General features: G+C 32.8%; 5 protein-coding genes and 1 pseudogene. 2 read left to right on the plus strand and 4 right to left on the minus strand.

From position 1 onward, the window contains the following. Positions 1–64: 64 nt before the first annotated feature. From KA828_RS04745 to KA828_RS04755, 3 genes are all read right to left on the minus strand, one after another. Positions 65–682: a LysE/ArgO family amino acid transporter gene (locus KA828_RS04745; RefSeq protein ID WP_210125549.1), complete on the minus strand. Its 618-nt coding sequence runs from the start codon at positions 680–682 to the stop codon at positions 65–67. Between the two features lie 120 nt (positions 683–802). Then, entirely contained in the window at positions 803–1,294 is a 492-nt protein-coding gene (locus tag KA828_RS04750) for a GNAT family N-acetyltransferase (protein WP_075109343.1), read from the minus strand. Positions 1,295–1,584: 290 nt separating this feature from the next. After that, complete coding sequence (locus tag KA828_RS04755) at positions 1,585–2,007, minus strand: organic hydroperoxide resistance protein (protein ID WP_053029860.1); 423 nt, start codon at positions 2,005–2,007, stop codon at positions 1,585–1,587. Positions 2,008–2,170: 163 nt separating this feature from the next. Here KA828_RS04755 and aroD point away from each other — a divergent pair, with 163 nt between their 5' ends. Further along, positions 2,171–2,896, plus strand: coding sequence for a type I 3-dehydroquinate dehydratase (aroD, locus tag KA828_RS04760; protein ID WP_193839600.1), 726 nt, complete (start codon positions 2,171–2,173; stop codon positions 2,894–2,896). Between the two features lie 70 nt (positions 2,897–2,966). Next, a complete protein-coding gene (locus KA828_RS04765) occupies positions 2,967–3,506 on the plus strand; it encodes a nitroreductase family protein (RefSeq protein ID WP_053029858.1) in 540 nt (179 codons plus the stop codon). Positions 3,507–3,675: 169 nt separating this feature from the next. On the opposite strand, the pseudogene KA828_RS04770 reads toward KA828_RS04765, so the two are convergent. Continuing rightward, a pseudogene (locus KA828_RS04770) lies at positions 3,676–4,207 on the minus strand (transposase); the annotation flags it as partial.

The following is a 4,207-nucleotide window of genomic DNA, read 5'->3' on the forward strand; positions in this document are numbered from 1 at the left end:
GCTAATCTTAGTATGTTTTTTGTGCTATTTAGAATGAGTCCTTAGCGCATATACAACAGCACTTTTAAAATAGTAAATGGAACATTTTTTGAAGTATCATTAATGCAACGATAACAATGATAATGCTTGATATTTTATTTAATATTATCAATAATCGACCGGACTTATCAAAGTGACCCACACTGCGTCCAGCAATTGCTAAAAAGATAAACCACAACCATGAAATACTAATCGTCGCTATAGTAAAAGCTATCTTTTCAGAACCGGTGTAGGCAGAGGCACTTGTACCAATCACTCCAATTGTATCCATAATTGCATGTGGATTAAGGAGTGAAACAGAAAGGGCGAAGCTTATTTGCTTAGCAGGTGAGATTCCCCTCTGATCATCTAAATGCGTACTTTGCTCATGCCACAATGACCATGCCATATATAGTAGAAATATTAATCCAATGATGTATACTACAATTTGGAGCAATGGAAATGACATAAGGATTAAAGATACACCTATGACAGCTAATACTATGAGTAAAGAATCACATAGTCCAGCCGTAATTACAGCAGGCAGTGCATGCCGAAATTTCGTTTGATTAGCACCTTGGTTAAAGACAAATATATTTTGGGCACCTAAAGGTAATATTAAGCCTATTGCCAATAAGAGCCCGTGTATAACAGCTTGTATCATTTTATACCCCGCATATAAGCAATTTTGAATCAACAAATTCTGAAAATTTAGAATATAAAACTCATTATAAAGGTCACATATGAAATGTCTAGAAAAATGTTAAGCAATTATGAAAAAGGGTTAGACAATATCATATAATAACCAATGTACATCAAAATAGTCATCACCAATTTTTGAAGATTTCGCTTCAAGTCCTAATGTTTCAAATCCTAAAGTTGAGAAAAAGATTTTACCGGTAATGTTATTAGACGTCACACATGTCATTAGTTTTTCGATGTTACGAGATTTGGCATGATCTAAAGCAGCTTTCATTAAATCTTGAAGTGTTGTTTCATCCTTCTTATCAAGAAAGAATAAATTCTCTAGCATGGCTTTATGGGAAGTTCCAACTTGTTTTAACTGACGTAATGTCACACATGCAACAAGTTTATCATCCTTGAATGCACCGATTATATTACAAAATGCTTCATCATCAGAAAGTATTTGATTCAGGTCATCATTAGAGATATTCTCGAGGTATACTTTATCCCATGAATAAGTGTGGGAATTGCTTGATAATAATTGAGTATAATATGCTAAGTCATTTTGTTTTAGTATACGAATCGTTGTCATTATGTCCTCCTATACCTATCATAGGTCACAGTTCTATAATCGCAAAATTTGTATGATTAATAGGTCAAGCTCAAAAAAATTGATGTAAAAACAATTTTATTATAAACTATTTGAGATTTAATATGTATAAATGTTTTATAAAGTTATTTATTTACTGTATTTATAGAATAACTTAAATCTGAAAATTTCACAAAAAAAGAAGACACAAAAATTCTAGAAAAAAGAATTTTTGTGTCTAAAACTAAGACAAGTGATTAAATTAATCATTTGTCTATTTATTTAAAATGCAATTATTCTACAACTTCCACATTTAAATCAACGTCGATATTACCACGTGTTGCTTTAGAATATGGACAGAATTCATGTGCATCTTGTAAATATTTTTCAGCGTCTTCTTGAGACAATACATTTTTTACTTTAGCATCGATTGCTACACTTAGTTTTGGACTTTCTGCATCAGGATCATCTTCAAGGCGTACAGTTAAAGTTACTTCTGGCTCAGCGCCACGCACTTTATTTTGTTTTAAGATAAGGTCAAATGCACCATTAAAGCATGAAGCGTAACCAGCTGCAAATAATTGTTCAGGGTTAGTTGCTTTTCCGTCCGCTTGTTGTGGTGGTAATACATCTACATTTATTGCATTATCGTCAGTGTTTACATGTCCTTTACGTCCACCAACGTTTGTTGCTTTTGTTTCATATTGAACTGCCATTATTATTACCTCCTAAATTCGTATACAATCATTATCTACCCATTTATAAAATATTAAATCATTAAATAGTAAATTAATCGATAAAGTAAGTTACTTGAGGTTGGAGATAGACTGACAATAGTTTAAAATAAATGCAAGTTTAATTTAGGAAGAAGGAAACTTTATGACTAACGTTGAAGTGGCTGCAACAGTAGCTCCGAATCAATTATTGGATACAGCAACACTAGATGATATTCAGGTCTTTAGTGAAGATATGGATATACTAGAATTACGAATTGATCAATGGAAACAACAACATCTTGAGTTACTTGAATCCAATCTCAAGCGTCTACAAGATATGAATTTGAGCGTTAAAGTTTTAGTAACATATCGTACGCTGTCACAAGGTGGCCAAGGTGAAATGTCGTATGAAAGCTACATGGCTTTATTGAACAACATTATCAAAGGTCATCATTGCCATATGATTGATATTGAATGGGATAGTGATTGTGATGTCAGTGCATACCGAGATTTAGTCAACTTAGCACATCAAAACAATAAACAAGTTGTCATTTCATATCACAATTTTGAAGAAACGCCTGAAACAGATATATTAAAATTTACTTATTATAAAATGAATCAATTCAATCCTGATTATGTCAAAATTGCTGTGATGCCTCATGGCAAAGAAGATGTGGTTACGTTACTTGAAGCAATGGCAGCAAGTGCAGATACATTAGATGCGAAAGTGATTGGTATTTCAATGTCTAGTACTGGTTTAGTGAGTAGAACTGCGCAAGGTGTATTTGGTGGTACAGTATCATATGGATGTTTAGGTGAACCTCAAGCGCCAGGACAAATACATATCAATCGTTTAAAACAGCAATTACTATTTTATGAGAATCATTAATAGACATTTGAAATTAAGTGGTAAAGGTTTTATAATTGAGAAGAATTATCAATAATAAGGGGCGATAATTGTGGAACTACAAGAAGCAATTGCTTCAAGAAGAAGTATTAAGAAATTCAAACATGATATGACTATAGATGACAATAAGCTTTATCAAGCGATTGAGAAAGCAGCAGATGCTCCAAATCATGGAATGCGAGAACCATGGAGAATTATCCATATAGCTAAGGATAGATTAGGGGAGATGAGTAGAGATGTTACGCATTTTGCTTTTCCAAATGACCCTGATAAACAAGAAGACCACTACCAGAATGTGACTAATTTGGGTGGCATGTTAGTACTCGTGCTTAAAACAGATCCAAGACAACGACAAAATCGCGAAAACTTCTTTGCGATGGGTGCATATGCTCAAAATTTAATGCTACTATTGCATGAACAAGGTATTGGTACATGTTGGAAGACACCACCTTATATTTTTGAACCTAAAGTTCGAAAAGTATTTGGTGTACAAGGAGACGAAATTATTGCTGGTTTCCTATATTTAACAGATTTAGAAGAAGTGCCACCAAAAGCACCACGTAAAAATAAACATTTAATTTCTAAGTATTAGAATGAACGGAGAGAGTGGGACAGAAGTAAAATAAATTCGTCGTCCCTCTTTAGGAAAGAGAATGTCTTGATAAAATTTTCTTCACTTGGGCACGGTGGCAATCATGACTAGGTTTGAATGAAATTGATTTAAGCGCATTTTCAAACCAGTGAGTTATTGCTAAAACGATAAGAGTCCGGGACATAAAGTTCTTGGATAAGTAAATAAAGACAATTTCTATTGAAATAATATAGAAATTGTCTTTTTTATAAATTTTTTGATTATTTTCAGCTCGTTGAGCTACTACTTTTCTTATATTAAGTGCCATTAATACAAAACCAAGTTCTCTTTTGACTTTATTGAGTCCTCGGACAGACATCCGAGTGAAACCCAAAATAGCCTTCATAAATCCAAAAATAGGTTCCACATCAATTTTTCTTTGACTGTAGATATTTTTTGTTTTTGGTTCTGAAAGCTTTTTGTTAATTTGGGATTTAAAATACGCCCAGTTATAATACTTCATTATTTTTTTGTTTGTTTTTGAATTGAAGTTCATACATTGATTTTTTAGAGGACATTCTGAACAATCATCACATTCATATAATTTGAAGTCTCGCTTGTAACCATACTTATCATGACGATAGGCATATCTTTTAAAACCTAGCCGTTTATTATTCGGTCAAATGAATTCGTCATTAATGTCGTCATAGTCCCAATTTTGA

It is taken from the genome of Staphylococcus sp. GDY8P85P, assembly GCF_017892405.1.
In the GTDB taxonomy this organism is placed as follows: Bacteria; Bacillota; Bacilli; order Staphylococcales; family Staphylococcaceae; genus Staphylococcus; species Staphylococcus borealis.